This window comes from Streptomyces bambusae, from assembly GCF_020532645.1.
Taxonomy (GTDB): Bacteria; Actinomycetota; Actinomycetes; order Streptomycetales; family Streptomycetaceae; genus Streptomyces; species Streptomyces bambusae.
This window is the reverse complement of record NZ_JAJAUZ010000028.1, coordinates 70,029-87,346: the sequence shown is the minus strand read 5'-3', so window position 1 is coordinate 87,346 and position 17,318 is coordinate 70,029. Positions and strand designations below refer to the sequence as shown.

Sequence of the window (17,318 nt, the reverse complement as noted above, 5' to 3'; positions counted from 1 at the left end):
AAGTCGCGCATGGAGTGCGCCACAGACCCTCCGTTCCGGCGGACGGCCCCGTATGATCGGGGGACACGACCGGCATGGCGGAACGGCGGTTGGGGAATAAGCGCCTCAACGACCGCCCGCTCGACGGTACGGTTTGGCGAAGAGGCGCAGAGGAGCGGGTTTCACGGGGGCGCATCCCTGCCTATCCTGGAGGGGACCCCCGGTCGCCACCCCGCGCGACCGACGGATGAGGAGGACTCCCGTGCCGCTCTCGGAGCACGAGCAGCGAATGCTCGAGCAGATGGAGCGAGCGCTGTACGCCGAAGATCCCAAGTTCGCGACAGCGCTTGAGGGAAGCGGGCTGCGTACGTACACCCGGCGACGGGTCTACCAGGCGGTCGCAGGCTTTCTGGTGGGTATCGCGCTCCTCATGACCGGAATGGTCGCGCAGAGCCTGATCTGGATCAGCGTGGTGGGCTTCCTCGTCATGCTGGGCTGCGCCGTTCTCGCGGTCACCGGTTGGCGCAAGGCACCCAAGCCCGGCGAGCAGCCACTCCCCGGCGGTGCCGGCGGAGCGGGCCGCGGCGGGCACAACAGGCAGCGCCGGTCGATGATGAACCGGATCGAGCAGCGGTGGCAGCGCCGCCGCGACGAGCAACAGGGCCACTGAGCCCACAGCGACAGCTGTGACAGGGGTGCCCGTCCCCGGACGGGCGCCCCTTCACGCATCTGCGGCATGATGGCCGGGTGAGTGTGCTCCCCCTGGTCTTCACCAGCGGCTGGGCCAGCGGGATCAACGCCTACGCCGTGGTCCTCCTGCTCGGCATCTTCGGCGCGACCGGACTGACCGACGAGGTCCCCGCCTCCCTCCAGCGCACCGACGTGCTCGCCGCCGCCGGCATCCTCTTCCTCTGCGAGGCGGTCGCCGACAAGATCCCGTACGTGGACTCGGCCTGGGACGCCGTGCACACCGTCATCCGGCCCGTCTCGGGTGCCGTGGTCGGAGCACTGCTCGCCGGGCAGAGCGGCTCCCTCTCCGACCTCGCGGCCGGCGCCGTCGGCGGGTCCACCGCGCTGGCCAGCCATTTCGTCAAGGCCGGCACCCGGATGGCGATCAACACCTCGCCCGAGCCGGTCAGCAACATCGTGATGAGCACCGCCGAGGACCTCGGGGTCGCCGGCATCGTCTCGTTCGCGATGTTCCACCCGGAGGCCGCCGCGATCATCGCCGGCGTACTGCTCCTGGCCGGGCTGGCACTCGTGGTCTACCTGTGGACCCGGATCCGCCGGTTCCTGCGCCGACGGGCCCAGCGCCGCGAGGAGCAGCGGCTGGCCCGGGCCGGGCTGCCACCCGGCTGACCACGGCCGATACAGTCGCGGGCATGGCACGAATTGCGGTGATCGGCGCCGGGATGGGCGCGATGGCGGCGGCCGCCCGGCTGGCCGTGGCAGGACACGAGGTGAGCGTCCACGAGCGGGCGGAGAGCCACGGCGGCGCCGTCGGCGGCCTGGTCCGGGACGGCTTCGCCTTCGACACCGGGCCGGGACTGCTGCACCTGCCCGCCGTCTACCGCGACCTGTTCGTCAAGACCGGCAAGCAGCCGCTCGAAAGCCGCGTCGAGATGGTCCAGGTGGACCCGGCGGTCCGGCACGTCCTGCCGGACGGGACGCAGGTCACCCTGCCGAACGCGTCCCGCGGCGGTGCCGCGGCCGCCCTCGACGAGGCCTTCGGCCCGGGCGCCGGCGAGCGCTGGGCCGCCGTCCTGGGCCGGGCCCGGGACGCCTGGGACGCCACCCGCCGGCCACTCCTGGAAGAGCCGCTGTGGCCCGACTGGCCGGTGCTGGGCCGCGACCCGTACCCGGCGGTGCGCAAGAGCGGGCTGCTGCGCCGGCGGCCGCCCACCCTCGCCGAGACGGCCGCCCGCGAACTCGGCGGGCCGCTGGGCAGCCTGCTGGAGCACCGGGTGCTCGCCTACGGCCTCGACCCGCGGACCGCCCCCGCCTCCGCCGCGGTGCTGCCGTACATGGAGCAGACCTTCGGCAGCTGGTACGTGCGCGGCGGTCTGCGGGCGCTGGCGACCGCCGTGTACGAGCGCTGCCTGGAGCGCCGGGTGGCGTTCACGTTCGGCTCCGCGGTGGCGGGCGTCGCCGAGCGCGACGGCCGTGCGACCGGCCTGGTGCTCGCCGACGGCACCGAGGTGGCCGCCGACGCGGTGGTGTCGGGGATCCACCCGAGGGCCCTCGCCGCACTGCTGCCGGGCCGTGAGCTGTGGCCCGCCGGGGCCCGCGGGCCGGCGGCGGAGGCGGCCGGGCGGAGCCGGACCACGGTGTTCTGCGCCTTGCGCGGGGCCCGCCCCGCCGACGCGGTGCACCGGACGCTGGTGCACGGCACCCCGGGCGGCGGCCCGGCCGTGACGGTGCTGCGGCCCGACGACCCGTCCGGCCGGCCGGACGCGGACCACGAGGCGGTGACGGTGACCGCGGTGACCGGGCCGGGCGACCGGTTCGGCGCGGCGGAGCTGCTGGCGGCCGCGGAAGCCGCCGTGCCCGGCCTGCGGGAGCGGCTGCTGTGGCACGAGGTGCGCACCCCGGCGGACGTCGAACTGACCACGGGCGCTCCCGGCGGCGCGGTGCCCGCCCCGGCCCTGGCGGGCGTCGACGGCCGGCTGCTGCACCCGGGGAACACGACGGCGCTGCCCGGCCTGTACCTGGCCGGCGGTGGCGCGCACCCGGGCGGCGGGCTGCCGCACGCCGGTATGTCCGGGGCGCTGGTGGCCGGTCTGATCGTGGAGGGTGCGGAGTTCCGCGGCTCGCAGTGAGCCGGGAGCCGGGAGCCCGGGTGCCGCCCCACCGGTCCGGTGGGACGGTCCGCGGTCAGTAGCGGTACTGCTCGTACTCGCCGGTGCCCTGGTACGGGTAGCCCTGCTGTTCCTGCCCGGGCGCCGGGGCCTGCTCGGGAACGGTCCCGTCCGCCGGGTACGGCTGGGCGGTCTGCCGCTGCGGTGGCACCCAGACGCCGCCGGGCGGGGTGTCCATCGCGTACTGGTGGCTGGTGTACGGGTCCTGGTAGCTCTGGTACGTGTCCTGGCCCGCGCCCTGGTAGCCGCCGGGGGGCTGCTGGTGGCCGTAGCCCTGTGGGTCCGCCTGCGGGACCTGGTACGGGTCCTGGTAGCCGGTATAGGCGGGCTGCTCGGCGGTGTCGTAGTCGTACCCGGCGGCGTAGCCCTGCCCGTACGGGTCCTGGGACACTGCCTGCGGCTGCTGCGGGTCGTAGTACCCGGCGTCCTGGTAGGACCCGGCGTACTGCTGCTCCCCGTACGGTTCGGCGCCGGCGAACGGGGACGGGAAGGCGGCGGTCGCCTCGGGCTCCGCGGAGGGCCCGGTGGCGGCCGGGGCGAAGACGTCCGGCTCCTCGTCGGCCGCGCCGTACTCGACGGCGGTGACCTGGAGGGCCGGCTCCTCGCGGGCCGGGCGCTCGCCGCCGCGGCGCTTGGCGGCGGCCGCCTTCTTCTTCTTGCGCAGTGCCCAGCCGGCTTCGAAGCCGCGCCGGAAGGAGAGCGTGACCAGGGTCTGGCCGACGGCGAACGCCGCCGCGCCTATGCCGATCACCAGGACCGAGGGCAGCAGCACGCCCGCGACCACTCCGACGAAGCCGACGAACGCCAGCAGGCGCCAGCGCAGCCGCGCCTTGTTCTGGAGCAGAACTTCAGCCAGCAGCCACAGCGCGACGAATCCGAACGCGATGTAGAGGACCGTCCAGCCCATGCATGGCCCCTCTCCGTACGGCCGCCGCCGGAGACGGCCGGGTCAGGGCCGCTCGTGCAGGCCCAGGTTCTCGTAGATCTCGAGGGTCGCCGTGGAGTTGTTCGTGATGAAGTGCAGTCCCGGTACGCCCTCCGCGAGCAGCCGCGAGCAGAACTCCGTGGCGAACTCGATGCCAATGGAGCGTACAGCGGCCGGATCGTCCTTGACGGCGAGGATGCGCTCTTTCACGGCGTCGGGGAAGACCGCGGTGCTCAGCTGGGGCAGCCGGTCGAGGGTCCGGGCGTTCACAACGGCCATGACTTCAGGGATGATCGGCGTCTCGCAGCCCGCCTTGGCGACGCTGTCGCGCAGCCTCAGGTAGCTCTCCGGATCGAAGAACATCTGTGTGATCGCATAATCCGCACCCGCGCGGCACTTGTCCACGAAGTGCCGGATGTCCGTATCCCAGTCGGTGGACCGGGGGTGCATCTCCGGGAAGGCGGCGACGCCGACGCAGAAGTCGCCGGACTCCTTGATCAGCCGGACCAGGTCGGCGGCGTAGCGGACGCCCTCCGGGTGCTCGACCCACTCGCCGAGCGGGTCGCCCGGCGGGTCGCCGCGCAGCGCGAGCATGTTGCGGATCCCGGCGTCGGCGTACTGCCCCAGGATGTTGCGCAGCTCGGCGACCGAGTGGTCGACCGCCGTCAGGTGCGCGACCGGGGTCAGCGTGGTGTCGGCCGCGATCTCCTGGGTGGCCTTGACGGTGCCGCCGCGGGTCGAGCCGCCGGCTCCGTACGTGACGGAGACGAAGCTCGGCCGGACGGCCTCGACGCGGCGCAGCGAGTTCCAGAGGGTCCGTTCGCCCTTCTCGGTGCGGGGGGCGTAGAACTCGAAGGAGTACGAGGCCTTTCCGGACGCGAGGATGTCACGGACCGTGCGTGCGCGGTCCGTCCGGGTGGAAGCGGTTCCCAGTGCCATACCGGCAGGTTAGACGTGGTCCATGATCCCCCAAAGACGCGTCCACGGATCGGACACCACTTTGGACAGTTGCCGGAACTGCGGCGATCAGGTCAGCCGATGGTACGAGCGCGGACGCGCTTGGCCAGGTCGGCGGCTGCGGCGCCTGGGTCGGCGGCCTCGGTGAGGGCGCGGACGACCACGATGCGGGTGGCGCCGGCGTCCAGCACCTCGTCCAGGTTGCCCGCGTCGATGCCGCCGATGGCGAACCAGGGGCGGTCCTGGCGCAGTGCGGCCGCGTACCGGACGAGGCCGAGGCCGGGGGCGTACCGGCCGGGCTTGGTGGGGGTGGGCCAGCAGGGGCCGGTGCAGAAGTAGTCGACGCCGGGTTCGGCGGCGGCCGCGGCCACCTCGGACTCGGAGTGGCAGGAGCGGCCGGTCAGGACGTCGGCACCGAGGATGGCGCGGGCGGCCGGGACGGGGATGTCGCCCTGGCCGAGGTGGAGGACGTCGGAGCCGATGGCGTGGGCGACGTCGGCGCGGTCGTTGACGGCGAGGAGCTTGCCGTGCCGGCGGGCGGCCTCAGCGAAGACGGCGAGGTGCTCCAGCTCCTCGCCGGCCTCCATGCCCTTGTCGCGGAGCTGGACGATGTCCACGCCGCCGGCGAGCACGGCGTCGAGGAACTCCGGGAGGTCGCCCTGCCGCTTGCGGGCGTCGGTGCACAGGTAGAGCCGGGCGTCGGCGAGCCGGGCGCGGCGGTCGGCAGCTGTCGGAGACATGGAGAACCCCCCGGGGCGGGGCGGTGTACGGGCCGCTGCGGGCCCGTACACCGCGGGAAGCGGATCAGGTCAGACGGCGAGCGCCTGGGCGCGGCGCTTCACCTCCGTGCCGCGATTCTCGCTGAGGGCCTGCGCGGGGGTGCCGGGCAGGGTGTCGTCGGCGGTGAAGAGCCATTCGAGGATCTCTTCGTCGGTGAAGCCGTCGTCCCGCAGCAGGGTCAGGGTGCCGACAAGGCCCTTGACCACCTTGTCGCCGTCGATGAAGGCGGCCGGCACCTGGAGGGCGCGGTTCTCACCGCGGCGGACGGCGATGAGCTGGCCTTCCTTCACCATCTGGCGGACTCGGGTCACCTCGACGTCCAGCATCTCCGCGATGTCGGGGAGGTAGAGCCAGTCGGGGACGAGAGCATCGATCTTTGCGTCAATCTCGGTCACGGGACAAGCCTGCCATCCCGGGCTGACAGGCGGTAACCGGGCCGGGCGGACGGGGGTCCCGGGCCGGGGTCAGCGGGCGGCCGACTTCAGCGGGACGGCGGGGTCGGCGGCCGCGGCCGGGTCCACGGCGGTGCCGCTCTCGATGAGCTTGCGGCCCTGGGCGAGGTCGCGGGGGCGGCCGACGGCGAGCACCGCGACGAGCACGCCGTCGCGCAGCCAGCACACCGACCAGGTGTCCGCTGCCGGGTCGCCGCGCCACAGCAGGGTGTCCTCGTCGGTGTGGTGGCCGGCGTACTGGACGAAGCGGCCGAACTGCTCGGACCAGAAGTACGGCACCGGGTCGTAGACGGCCTCGGGGCTTCTGTCGGCGGTCTCCGCGAGGATGTTCGCGGCGACGGTGCGGGGGCCCTGGAGGGCGTTGTCCCAGTGGTGGACGAGGAGCCGTTCGCCGTAGCGGGCGGACGGGAACGAGGCGCAGTCGCCGACCGCGTAGACGGAGGGCAGCGAGGTGTGCAGGCGGGCGTCGGCGGTGACGGAGCCGTCGGCGCCGCGCTCGATGCCGGAGCCGGCGAGCCAGCCGGTGGCGGGCCGGGCGCCGATGCCGACGACGACGGCGTCGGCGGGCAGCTCGGTGCCGTCGTCGAGGCGGACCCGGCCCGGCTCCAGGGCGGCGACCCGGGTGCCGGTGAGGAGGCGGGCGCCGGCGGCCTCGTACCAGCCGGCCATGGGGGTGGTGACGGCGGCGGGCAGGGCGGCGGCGAGCGGGCGGGGGGCGGCTTCGACGACGGTGACGGGGCAGCCGGCGTCGCGGGCGGCGGTGGTGAACTCGGCGCCGATCCAGCCGGCGCCGACGACGACCACGGCGTGCCGGCCGGCGAGTACGGGCCGCAGCCGGGCGGCGTCGTCGACGGTGCGCAGCAGGTGCACGCCGGGGACCGGGCCGCCGGGCAGGGTGACGGGCTCGGCGCCGGTGGCGAGGACGAGGACGTCGTACGGGACCGGGCCGTCGGCGGTGTCGACCTCCCGGTCGGCGGGGCGCAGGGCGGTGACCTCGACGCCGAGCCGCAGGGTGACGCCGAGGTCCTCGAAGTCGACGTCGAAGGCGGAGTCCTCGGCCTTGCCGAGCAGGACGGCCTTGGACAGCGGGGGGCGGTCGTAGGGCTGGTGGGGTTCGGCGCCGAGCAGGGTCACCGGGCCGGTGAAGCCCTGTTCGCGCAGGGCGACGGCGGTCTGCACGCCGGCCATGCCGGCCCCGGCGATGACGACGTGGCGCTGTGTCTGACTCCGCTGATCGTTCACGCGCCCACCCTAACCATCTGACGGTCCGTGAGGGAGGGACGGGCTGCCCTCGGGGCTGTTCCCCGGACCCCGGTCCTCGATCGCCGGCCGGGCTGGATTCTGCCCGCCGCGTCTCACAGTCCGGCCCCGCCGGCGTGTGAGGCGCGGGGGTTGGGGGGGCGGGGCCCCGAGGGGTGCCTTACCGGGTTCGGCGGCGGGGGCTAGGCTGGCCACCGTACCTATCGCGGGAGCCCGGGCGGACCGGGCTGAGAGGGAGGCTGGACGGCCTCCGACCGTACGAACCTGATCCGGGTCATGCCGGCGAAGGGAGGGGCTGGACGCCCATGCTTGCATCCACACGGCGGTCCCCGGGGGAACGGGGATCCGACGTCCTCGTCATCGGGGGCGGCATCATCGGCCTGGTCACGGCCTGGCGGGCGGCCCGGCGCGGGCTGCGGACCGCGCTGGCCGATCCGGCGCCGGGCGGCGGGGCCGCCCAGGTCGCGGCGGGCATGCTCGCCGCGGTGACCGAGCTGCACTACGGCGAGGAGACCCTGCTGGGGCTCAACCTGGCCTCGGCGGCCCGCTATCCGGAGTTCGCTGCCGAACTCGCGGAGGCCAGCGGCGGGCTGGACATCGGGTTCCGCACCTGCGGCACGCTGGCGGTGGCGCTCGACGCCGACGACCGCGCCCATCTGCGGGAGCTGCACGCGCTGCAGCGCCGCTGCGGGCTGGAGTCGGAGTGGCTGACCGGCCGCGAGTGCCGGCGGCTGGAGCCGATGCTGGCACCGGGGGTGCGCGGCGGTCTGCGGGTGGACGGCGACCACCAGGTGGATCCGCGGCGGCTGGCGGCGGCGCTGCTGGCGGCGTGCGAGCGGGCCGGGGTGGTGTTCCACCGGGTGCGGGCGGAGCGGCTGACGGTCGTCCGGGACCGGGCGGCGGGCGCGGAGCTGGCGGACGGCACCGCGCTGGCGGCCGGTCAGGTGGTGCTGGCGGCGGGTTCGCTCAGCGGCCGGCTGGCGGGGGTGCCGCCGGAGGTGCTGCCGCCGGTGCGGCCGGTCAAGGGGCAGGTGCTGCGGCTGACGGTGCCGCCGGCGTACGCGCCGTTCCTGCAGCGGACGGTGCGGGCGGTGGTGCGCGGCAGCCACGTCTACCTGGTGCCGCGGGAGAACGGCGAGCTGGTGGTCGGCGCCACCAGTGAGGAGCAGGGCTGGGACACCACGGTCACCGCCGGCGGGGTGTACGAACTCCTGCGGGACGCGCACGAGTTGGTGCCGGGCATCACCGAGCTGCCGCTCACCGAGACCCGGGCCGGGCTGCGGCCGGCCTCGCCCGACAACGCCCCGCTGCTGGGTCCGACCGCGCTGCCGGGGCTGCACCTGGCCACCGGGCACTACCGCAACGGGGTGCTGCTGACCCCACTGACCGGCGAGGTGCTGGCCGAGGTGCTGGTCTCGGGCGAACTGCCCGAGGTGGCCCGGCCGTTCACGCCGTTCCGTTTCTCCGCCGCCCGTGAGGAGTCCCTCGTATGACCATCTCCGTCAACGGCGAGCCCCGCGAGGTCGCCGCCGGCACCACGCTCGACGTGGTCGTCGCCGCCCTGACCTCGGCCCCGAGCGGGGTCGCGGCCGCGCTCAACGAGACCGTCGTCCCGCGTGGGCAGTGGCCCGCGACCGCCCTCGGCGAGGGCGACCGGGTCGAGGTCCTGACCGCCGTGCAGGGGGGCTGAACCGTGGCCGACGACCTGTTCACTCTGGGGGGCCGGACCTTCTCGTCCCGGCTGATCATGGGCACGGGCGGGGCGCCCAGCCTCGACGTGCTGGAACGCTCCCTGGTCGCCTCCGGCACGGAGCTGACGACGGTGGCGATGCGGCGGCTGGACCCGACCGTCCAGGGCTCGGTGCTGTCGGTGCTCGACCGGCTCGGCATCCAGGTGCTGCCGAACACGGCGGGCTGCTACACGGCGGGCGAGGCGGTGCTGACGGCGCGGCTGGCGCGGGAGGCGCTGGGCACGGACTGGATCAAGCTGGAGGTGGTGGCGGACGAGCGGACGCTGCTGCCGGACGGGGTGGAGCTGCTGGACGCGGCGGAGACGCTCGTCGACGACGGGTTCACGGTGCTGCCGTACACGAACGACGATCCGGTGCTGGCGCGGAAGCTGGAGGACGTCGGATGTGCGGCGGTCATGCCGCTGGGGTCGCCGATCGGGTCGGGGCTGGGGATCCGGAACCCGCACAACTTCGAGTTGATCGTGGAGCGGGCGGGGGTGCCGGTGATCCTCGATGCGGGGGCGGGTACGGCGTCGGATGTGGCGCTCGCGATGGAGCTGGGGTGTGCGGCGGTGATGCTGGCGTCCGCGGTGACCCGTGCGCAGGTCCCCGTCCTCATGGCCACGTCCATGCGGCACGCCGTCGAGGCGGGCCGGCTTGCGCACCGGGCGGGCCGGATTCCCCGGCGGCACTTCGCCGAGGCCTCCTCCCCGGCCGCCGGTCTGGCCGTCCTCGACCCGGAGCGCCCGGCCTTCTGACCCGGCCGATCGCCGACCCGGCCCTCCCCGGGGCTCCGCCCCGCACCCCGCGCCTCAAACGCCGGCGAGGCTGGACTTCGCCCCGCCGGGTCGGCCCGCCGAGCGGCACCCACCCTTCGGGGTTCCGCCCCGCACCCCGCGCCTCAAACGCCGGCGAGGCTGGATTTTCGCTCCGCGGGGTCGGCCTGTCGAGCGGCACCCACGCTTCGGGGCTCCGCCCCGGACCCCGCGCCTCAAACGCCGGCGGGGCTTGATTTCGCCCCGCAGCATCCAGCCCTTCGACAGACCCGGCCCAAGGGAAACCTCCGGTCCCAGGGCAGCCTCCGGTCCAAGGGCAGCTCCGACCCGCGGGCAACCTCCGGCCCGCGGGCAACCTCCGGGCAGGGGACGAACTCCGGGCCGAGGGCACACTCCGGGCCGGGGGCACGCTCCGGGCCGGGGGCACACTCCAGCCCGTCCAGGGGGCACCTCCCAGCCCCCTGGGGCTGGGGGAGTTTGAGGACCGGGGTCCGGGGCGGAGCCCCGAAATCAAGCCCCGCCGGCGATTGAGGCGCGGGGTGCGGGGCGGAGCCCCGAGGCTTTGAGCCCCGCCGGCGATTGAGGCGCAGGGTGCGGGGGCGGAGTTCCGGGCCCTTGCGCTTCGCCGGCGATTGGGGCGCGGGGTGCGGGGGCAGAGCCCCCGATCCAGCCCCGCCGGCGATTGGGGCGCGGGGTCTCGGGAGGACGTGGGCAGGGTCACAGGTGCGCTGCAAGGGGGGCGGGGGCGGCCGGGTCCGAGTGGACGGCTCGTAGAATTCGACGGTGGACACGACCCTGGAAGACCCGCTCGTCGGGCGCGTGCTCGACGGCCGCTACCGCATCGACGCACGCATCGCAGTCGGCGGCATGGCCACGGTCTACCGGGCCGTGGACACTCGCCTCGACCGCATCCTCGCCCTGAAGGTGATGCACCCGGCCCTCGCCGCCGACACCGCCTTCGTCGACCGTTTCATCCGCGAGGCCAAGTCCGTCGCCCGCCTCGCCCACCCCAACGTGGTGGCCGTCTTCGACCAGGGCATGGACGGCGGCTACGTCTACCTGGCCATGGAGTACGTCTCCGGCTGCACCCTGCGGGACCTGCTGCGCGAGCGCGGCGCCCTGCAGCCGCGGGCGGCCCTGGACGTCCTGGAGCCGGTGCTCGCCGCCCTCGGCGCCGCGCACCGCGCCGGTTTCGTGCACCGGGACATGAAGCCCGAGAACGTGCTGATCGGCGACGACGGCCGGGTCAAGGTGGCCGATTTCGGTCTCGTACGGTCGGTGGACTCGGTGACGAACACCACCGGCGCCGTCCTCGGCACCGTCTCCTACCTGGCCCCCGAGCAGATCGAGAACGGCGTCACCGACACCCGCGTCGACGTGTACGCGTGCGGCGTCGTGCTGTACGAGATGCTGACCGGAGGCAAGCCGCACTCGGGCGAGACCCCGGCGCAGGTCCTCTACCGGCACCTCAACGAGGACGTCCCGGCCCCGTCGGCCGCCGTCCCCGGCCTGCCCGCCGCCCTCGACGAGCTGGTCGCGGCCGGCACCGCCCGCCGCCCCGAACAGCGCCCGGCCGACGCGGTCGCCCTGCTGGGCCTGGCCCGGCAGGCCCGCGCGGCGCTGACGGACGAGCAGCTGGACGCGGTGCCCCCGCAGGCCCGGTCCGACGTACGGTCCACCGCCGAGGACCGCACCGGCGTGGTGCCCCGGCCGCTGGCGCACGCGCACACCGGCGGCGAGGTGCACCACACCGCCCGGCTGGACACGCCCCCGCCCCCGTCGCCGGCCCGCCCGGAGCGGCGCCGCTTCGTTCCGCCCTCCCGCGGCCCGCTGCTGGTGGTCGCCGCCGTACTGCTGCTCTTCGGGATCGGCGCCGGCGTCTGGTACATCGGCGCCGGCCAGTTCACCCGGGTGCCGAACCTGCTCGGCACGACCGAGGCGCAGGCCCGGGACCGGCTGTCCTCGGCCGGGCTCGATGTGAAGGGCGTGGACCGGGAGTTCAGCGAGACGTTCGAGCGCGGCACCGTGATGGCGACCGACCCGGCCGGCGGCAAGCAGATCCGCGGCAACGGCTCGGTGCGGCTGGTCCTGTCCCGCGGCCCGAAGACCGTGACCGTGCCCGACGTGAAGAACGAGCCGCTGGCGAAGGCGAAGGCGAAGCTGACGGCGGTGGGACTGGCCCCGGGCCGGGTGACGAAGACGTTCAGCGAGACGGTCCCGGCCGGGTCCGTGATCGGCACCGACCCGGCGCCGGGGCAGACCCGGTCGCCGGACACCGCGGTGTCGATCGTGGTCAGCTCGGGCCGCCCGGTGCCGGTGCCGTCCGTCGTGGGCACCCCTGCCGACCGGGCGAAGGCGGCGCTGGAGGGCCTCGGCCTCACGGTGGTCCTCGCCCCGGAGCAGATCAACTCCCCGCAGCCGGCCGGCGCCGTGGCGAACCAGTCGCTGGCCGCCGGCGCCCAGGCGGCGACCGGCGACACCGTCACGCTGACGGTGTCCAAGGGCCCGCGGATGGTCCGGGTCCCGGACGTCACCGGCCAGAACGCGGACGACGCGAAGCGCACGCTGAAGGCGGCGGGCTTCGACGTCAAGGTGGACCGCCCGTTCCTGTCGTTCAGCGACGACGTCGCGAGCCAGTCGGTCAAGGGCGGCGAGACCGCCCCCGAGGGCAGCACGATCACCATCCGACTCAAGGGGCTGTAGCAGCACGTGAGCACGAGCAACGCCGCCGCACTGCGCAATCCGGTGGGCGGTCACGTCCCCGTGGCAGGCGGGCTGGCCGCCGTCGGCCTGCCGTACGCGCGGGAGATGGGCGCGGAGACCGTGCAGGTCTTCGTCGCCAACCCGCGCGGCTGGGCCACCCCGGCCGGCAACCCGGCCCAGGACGAGCTGTTCCGCGACCAGTGCGCCGAGCAGGGCATCCCGGCGTACGTGCACGCCCCTTACCTGATCAACTTCGGGTCGCACACCGAGGCGACGGTGGAGAAGTCGGTGGAGTCCCTGCGGCACTCGCTGCGCCGGGCCCGGGCCATCGGCGCGCTCGGGGTGGTGGTGCACACCGGGTCGGCGACCGGCGGCCGGCCGCGTTCCGAGGCGCTGGCCCAGGTGCGCCGGCACATGCGGCCGCTGCTGGACGAACTGACGCACGACGACGACCCGTTCCTGCTGCTGGAGTCCACGGCCGGGCAGGGTTCGTCGATGTGCGCGCGGACCTGGGACTTCGGCCCGTACTTCGAGGCGCTGGACGCACACCCGAAGCTCGGCGTGTGCCTGGACACCTGCCACATCTTCGCGGCCGGCCACGACCTGGCCGCGCCCGGCGGCATGAAGCAGACCCTGGACCTGCTGGCGGACGAGGTGGGTCCGGGTCGGCTGAAGCTGATCCACGCCAACGACTCGAAGGAGGGTGTCGGCGCCCACAAGGACCGGCACGCGAACATCGGCGCCGGTCACATCGGCGAGGGCGCGTTCCGGGAGCTGTTCACCCACCCGGAGACGGCGGGGGTGCCGCTGGTCATCGAGACGCCCGGCGGCAAGGAGGGGCACGCGGCGGACGTGGCCCGGCTGAAGGAGCTGCGCGAGATCCCGTAGAAGACCGTTGAGGAATACCCCAGGGGGGTATACGGTTCTGCATATCGGCAGGACCGTAGCCCGGCTTTGGGGGTTCCCATGGAACACGCACAGCACCACGAGCACGACCAGCACCACGAACACCACCGGCACGACCACGCAGGTCCCGGCACCGGCAAGGTCAGCTGGGGCACGGCCGCCAAGGCCACGCTGCACTGCCTCACCGGCTGCGCCATCGGCGAGGTGCTCGGCATGGTGATCGGCACCGCCCTGGGCTGGGGCAACGTCCAGACCATGGTCCTGGCGATCGTCCTGGCCTTCTTCTTCGGCTACGCGCTGACCCTGCGCGGGATCCTGGCCGCCGGGGTGGACTTCCGTACGGCGTTCCGGGTCGCGCTCGCCGCCGACACCCTCTCCATCGCGGTGATGGAGCTGATCGACAACGGCGTGATCGCGCTCTGGCCGGGGGCGATGGACGCCCACCTGTCGGCACCGCTGTTCTGGATCGTGCTGGCCATCGCCCTGGCGGCGGCCTTCGTGATCACGACTCCGGTCAACAAGTGGATGATCGGTCGCGGCAAGGGCCACGCCGTCGTCCACGCCTACCACCACTGAGGCGCAGGAGCGCCGCGGCGGCAGACCCTAGGGCCTGTCGTCAAACTCCCGTCTGCCCCGCGACGCCTGGCACGCACTCTCGCCGCACCGGGCGAAAGCCCGAGTACGTCCAGTACGAGGGCTCCCGCCCGGCACGCCGAGAGCACGCACCAGACGCCGCGGGGCCGCCCTCCGGGCGACGACGGGAGTTTGACGACAGGCCCTAGAGCTCCGGGCCGTCCCCCGGCTCCTCCTGGTACGAGAAGCGCTGCTCCCGCCAGGGGTCACCGATGTTGTGGTAGCCCCGCTCCTCCCAGAACCCGCGGCGGTCGGCCGTCATGTACTCCACGCCGCGCACCCACTTGGGGCCCTTCCAGGCGTAGAGGTGCGGCACGACGAGCCGCAGCGGGAAGCCGTGTTCGGCGGTCAGCGGCTCGCCCCCCTGGTGGGTGGCGAAGACCGTGCGCTCGGAGCTGAAGTCCGACAGCCGCATGTTGGAGCTGAAGCCGTACTCCGCCCACACCATGACATGGGTGACGGAGGGCGCCGGCGGCGCGAGTTCGAGGACGGTACGGGCGAGCACCCCGCCCCATTCGGCCCCGAGCATGCTGAACTTCGTGACGCAGTGGAGGTCCGCGGTGACCGAGGCGAACGGCAGGGCCGCGAACTCCTCGTGGTTCCAGCAGTGCTTGTCGCCGTCCGCGGTGGCGCCGAAGACCCGGAACTCCCAGCGGTCCGGCTTGAACCGGGGAACGGGTCCGTAGTGGGTGACCGGCCAGCCGCGCTGCAGCCGCTGCCCCGGAGGAAGCTCCGACTGTTCTGCTCCCGGAGATTCCCGGCTTTCCGGCTGACCCATGCCTCCATGGTGACAGACTGCCCGGGGTGGTCATGACCAGGTTGACCCCGATTCGGGCAACTCATAGTAAGCATGCACTTACTGGACGGGCTCCGCCGGCCGGTGCGAGGATGCGCGCATCCGGCCCAGTCACTTCCTGGAAGGAGCCGCTGCGATGCAGGGCGATCCCGAGGTCCTCGAGTTTCTGAACGAACAGCTCACCGGCGAGCTCACGGCGATCAACCAGTACTGGCTGCACTACCGCATCCAGGACAACAAGGGCTGGACGAAGCTCGCCAAGTACACGCGTGAAGAATCCATCGACGAGATGAAGCACGCGGACAAGCTCACCGAGCGCATCCTCATGCTGGACGGCCTGCCGAACTACCAGCGCCTGTTCCACGTCCGCGTGGGCCAGACCATCAAGGAGATGTTCGAGGCGGACCGCCAGGTCGAGGTCGAGGCGATCGACCGGCTCAAGCGGGGCATCGAGGTCATGCGCGGCAAGGGCGACTTCACCTCGGCCAACCTCTTCGAGGAGATCCTGGCCGACGAGGAGCACCACATCGACTACCTGGACACCCAGCTGGAGCTCCTGGAGAGCCTCGGCGAGCCGCTCTACCTGGCGCAGCTGGTCGAACAGCCCAGCTGAGGCCCGGCCCGCAGGCCCGAGCGGGACTACGCGGCCTCGGCCAGCGCCGGCTCGGGAGCGACCGGGGCGTCGGCAGCGAGGACCTCGCCGACCGCGCCGCGGTCGAGCAGCTGCCGGCGGGGGCAGGCGCCGCGGCCCAGGATGCCCTGGATGGCGCGGACGCAGGAGCCGCAGTCGGTGCCGGCCTTGGTCGCCGAGGCGATCTGGCGCGGAGTGCAGGCACCCGCCTCCGCGTGCTCCTTGACCTGCTTGTCGGTGATCCCGAAGCAAGAGCAGACGTACACGCGGTTCACCTCCCGGCAGGTGCGGAAACGATGGCTCGCCCCCCTTTTCGGTGAGGCTAACCTAACCTTACCCGCCAGGTCCTGGCCGTAAAAGTGCTCCGAACGACGGTGGGGCGCGGATCACATCGATCCGCGCCCCACTGTCATAGGAAGCTACCTACTGATCACGAACTCACTGGTCGCGGTACATCTCGGCGACCAGGAACGCCAGGTCCAGGGACTGGCTGCGGTTGAGCCGCGGGTCGCAGGCCGTCTCGTAGCGCTGGTGCAGGTCGTCGACGAAGATCTCGTCGCCGCCGCCCACGCACTCGGTGACGTCGTCACCGGTGAGCTCGACGTGGATGCCGCCCGGGTGGGTGCCCAGCGCCTTGTGGACCTCGAAGAAGCCCTTGACCTCGTCGAGCACGTCGTCGAAGCGGCGGGTCTTGTGGCCGGAGGCCGCCTCGAACGTGTTGCCGTGCATCGGGTCGGTCACCCAGGCGACGATCGCACCGGAGGCGGTGACCTTCTCGACCAGCTCCGGGAGCTTGTCCCGGACCTTGTCGGCGCCCATCCGGACGATGAAGGTGAGCCGGCCCGGCTCGCGCTCCGGGTCGAGGCGGTCGATGTAGGTGAGGGCCTCGTCCACGCTGGTCGTGGGGCCGAGCTTGATGCCGATCGGGTTGGAGATCTGCGAGCAGAACTCGATGTGCGCGTGGTCGAGCTGGCGGGTGCGCTCACCGATCCAGACCATGTGGCCGGAGGTGTCGTACAGCTTGCCGGTGCGCGAGTCGGTGCGGGTGAGCGCCGACTCGTAGTCGAGCAGCAGGGCCTCGTGCGAGGAGTAGAACTCGACGGCCTTGAACTCGGCCGGGTCGGTGCCACAGGCCTTCATGAAGTTCAGCGCGTTGTCGATCTCCCGCGCGAGCTGCTCGTAGCGCTGCCCGGAGGGGGAGGACTTCACGAAGTCCTGGTTCCAGGCGTGCACCTGGCGCAGGTCGGCGTAACCACCGGTGGTGAAGGCGCGCACCAGGTTCAGCGTCGAGGCGGACGCGTGGTACATCCGCTTCAGGCGCTCGGGGTCCGGGACGCGGGACTTCTCGTCGAAGGCGAAGCCGTTGACGGAGTCGCCGCGGTAGGTGGGCAGGGTGACGCCGTCACGGGTCTCGGTGCCCTTGGAGCGGGGCTTCGAGTACTGGCCGGCGATACGGCCGACCTTGACGACGGGCACGGAGGCCGCGTACGTCAGCACGGCCGACATCTGGAGGAGGGTCTTCAGCTTCGCACGGATGTGCTCGGCGGAGACGGCGTCGAAGGCCTCGGCACAGTCGCCGCCCTGGAGCAGGAACGCCTCGCCCCGGGCGACGGCTCCCATCCGGGCGCGCAGCTGGTCACACTCGCCGGCAAAGACGAGCGGAGGATACGACTCGAGGTCCGCGACGACTTCGCGCAGAGCCTCGGCATCGGGGTACTCGGGCTGCTGCGCCGCGGGAAGGCTCCGCCAGGTCGCCTTGGCGGCGAGGGCTTGGGTTTCTGCATTCACGGTCACGCAGACAACAGTACGTGTTCGGGGCGGCCCGATTCGCTCGTGCCCGCTTTGTGAGACGGTGTGACCAAGTTGGGCGTTACCGCGCGGTAGCGGCGGCGGAGTCCGCTACGCTCGCAGCCATGTACCCGCACTCGCACC

At 73.1% G+C, this 17,318-nt stretch carries 18 protein-coding genes and 1 riboswitch; of the genes, 10 read left to right on the top strand and 8 right to left on the bottom strand.

Features of this window, described 5'->3' with window-relative positions; all coding sequences use genetic code 11:
• The first annotated feature begins 241 nt into the window (after positions 1 to 241).
• The 3 genes from LG634_RS20490 (at position 242) to LG634_RS20480 (ending at position 2,798) form a co-directional block, all read left to right on the top strand.
• Positions 242 to 649: an SCO2097 family morphological protein gene (locus LG634_RS20490; RefSeq protein ID WP_226735348.1), complete on the top strand. Its 408-nt coding sequence runs from the start codon at positions 242 to 244 to the stop codon at positions 647 to 649.
• A 77-nt stretch (positions 650 to 726) separates the two neighbouring features.
• Positions 727 to 1,338 (top strand): DUF4126 domain-containing protein, encoded by a 612-nt coding sequence (locus LG634_RS20485; protein ID WP_226735347.1) that lies wholly within the window; start codon positions 727 to 729, stop codon positions 1,336 to 1,338.
• A 23-nt stretch (positions 1,339 to 1,361) separates the two neighbouring features.
• Positions 1,362 to 2,798 carry a phytoene desaturase family protein gene (locus tag LG634_RS20480; RefSeq protein ID WP_226735346.1) on the top strand — a complete coding sequence of 479 codons (1,437 nt, stop codon included), beginning with the start codon at positions 1,362 to 1,364 and terminating at the stop codon, positions 2,796 to 2,798.
• 55 nt (positions 2,799 to 2,853) lie between these two features.
• Here LG634_RS20480 and LG634_RS20475 read toward each other — a convergent pair whose 3' ends face one another.
• From LG634_RS20475 to LG634_RS20455, 5 genes are all read right to left on the bottom strand, one after another.
• Positions 2,854 to 3,744, bottom strand: a complete 891-nt coding sequence (locus tag LG634_RS20475; RefSeq protein WP_226735345.1) for a hypothetical protein — start codon at positions 3,742 to 3,744, stop codon at positions 2,854 to 2,856.
• Between the two features lie 42 nt (positions 3,745 to 3,786).
• Complete coding sequence (metF, locus tag LG634_RS20470; RefSeq protein WP_226735344.1) at positions 3,787 to 4,701, bottom strand: methylenetetrahydrofolate reductase [NAD(P)H]; 915 nt, start codon at positions 4,699 to 4,701, stop codon at positions 3,787 to 3,789.
• A 92-nt stretch (positions 4,702 to 4,793) separates the two neighbouring features.
• Positions 4,794 to 5,459, bottom strand: a complete 666-nt coding sequence (gene thiE / locus LG634_RS20465; protein WP_226735343.1) for a thiamine phosphate synthase — start codon at positions 5,457 to 5,459, stop codon at positions 4,794 to 4,796.
• Positions 5,460 to 5,528: 69 nt separating this feature from the next.
• Complete coding sequence (locus tag LG634_RS20460) at positions 5,529 to 5,894, bottom strand: Rv2175c family DNA-binding protein (protein ID WP_226735342.1); 366 nt, start codon at positions 5,892 to 5,894, stop codon at positions 5,529 to 5,531.
• Between the two features lie 69 nt (positions 5,895 to 5,963).
• Positions 5,964 to 7,193 carry an NAD(P)/FAD-dependent oxidoreductase gene (locus LG634_RS20455; protein ID WP_226735341.1) on the bottom strand — a complete coding sequence of 410 codons (1,230 nt, stop codon included), beginning with the start codon at positions 7,191 to 7,193 and terminating at the stop codon, positions 5,964 to 5,966.
• A gap of 213 nt (positions 7,194 to 7,406) precedes the next feature.
• A riboswitch (TPP riboswitch) is annotated at positions 7,407 to 7,519 on the top strand.
• On the opposite strand from LG634_RS20455, the gene thiO reads away from it, so the two are divergent.
• The 6 genes from thiO (at position 7,517) to LG634_RS20425 (ending at position 13,902) form a co-directional block, all read left to right on the top strand.
• Positions 7,517 to 8,704 (top strand): glycine oxidase ThiO, encoded by a 1,188-nt coding sequence (thiO, locus tag LG634_RS20450; RefSeq protein ID WP_226735340.1) that lies wholly within the window; start codon positions 7,517 to 7,519, stop codon positions 8,702 to 8,704. Its footprint overlaps the riboswitch before it by 3 nt.
• The gene (gene thiS, locus LG634_RS20445) at positions 8,701 to 8,901 is read left to right on the top strand and encodes a sulfur carrier protein ThiS (protein WP_226735339.1); all 201 of its coding nucleotides are present in this window, start codon (positions 8,701 to 8,703) and stop codon (positions 8,899 to 8,901) included. The genes thiO and thiS overlap by 4 nt, the downstream gene beginning before the upstream one ends.
• Before the next feature lie 3 nt (positions 8,902 to 8,904).
• Entirely contained in the window at positions 8,905 to 9,699 is a 795-nt protein-coding gene (locus LG634_RS20440) for a thiazole synthase (protein ID WP_226735338.1), read from the top strand.
• A gap of 801 nt (positions 9,700 to 10,500) precedes the next feature.
• Positions 10,501 to 12,420: a Stk1 family PASTA domain-containing Ser/Thr kinase gene (gene pknB / locus LG634_RS20435; protein WP_226735337.1), complete on the top strand. Its 1,920-nt coding sequence runs from the start codon at positions 10,501 to 10,503 to the stop codon at positions 12,418 to 12,420.
• Positions 12,421 to 12,450: 30 nt separating this feature from the next.
• Positions 12,451 to 13,308 (top strand): deoxyribonuclease IV, encoded by an 858-nt coding sequence (locus LG634_RS20430; protein WP_226735364.1) that lies wholly within the window; start codon positions 12,451 to 12,453, stop codon positions 13,306 to 13,308.
• A 78-nt stretch (positions 13,309 to 13,386) separates the two neighbouring features.
• Positions 13,387 to 13,902, top strand: a complete 516-nt coding sequence (locus tag LG634_RS20425; RefSeq protein ID WP_226735336.1) for a DUF4396 domain-containing protein — start codon at positions 13,387 to 13,389, stop codon at positions 13,900 to 13,902.
• A gap of 202 nt (positions 13,903 to 14,104) precedes the next feature.
• Here LG634_RS20425 and LG634_RS20420 read toward each other — a convergent pair whose 3' ends face one another.
• Positions 14,105 to 14,737, bottom strand: a complete 633-nt coding sequence (locus LG634_RS20420; RefSeq protein WP_226735335.1) for a sulfite oxidase-like oxidoreductase — start codon at positions 14,735 to 14,737, stop codon at positions 14,105 to 14,107.
• Between the two features lie 154 nt (positions 14,738 to 14,891).
• On the opposite strand from LG634_RS20420, the gene bfr reads away from it, so the two are divergent.
• The gene (gene bfr / locus LG634_RS20415) at positions 14,892 to 15,368 is read left to right on the top strand and encodes a bacterioferritin (RefSeq protein ID WP_226735334.1); all 477 of its coding nucleotides are present in this window, start codon (positions 14,892 to 14,894) and stop codon (positions 15,366 to 15,368) included.
• Positions 15,369 to 15,394: 26 nt separating this feature from the next.
• On the opposite strand, the gene LG634_RS20410 is transcribed toward bfr, so the two are convergent.
• Both LG634_RS20410 and LG634_RS20405 read right to left on the bottom strand, forming a co-directional pair.
• Entirely contained in the window at positions 15,395 to 15,661 is a 267-nt protein-coding gene (locus LG634_RS20410) for a (2Fe-2S)-binding protein (protein ID WP_226735333.1), read from the bottom strand.
• 163 nt (positions 15,662 to 15,824) lie between these two features.
• The gene (locus LG634_RS20405; protein WP_226735332.1) at positions 15,825 to 17,180 is read right to left on the bottom strand and encodes a class II 3-deoxy-7-phosphoheptulonate synthase; all 1,356 of its coding nucleotides are present in this window, start codon (positions 17,178 to 17,180) and stop codon (positions 15,825 to 15,827) included.
• Positions 17,181 to 17,318: the final 138 nt, after the last annotated feature.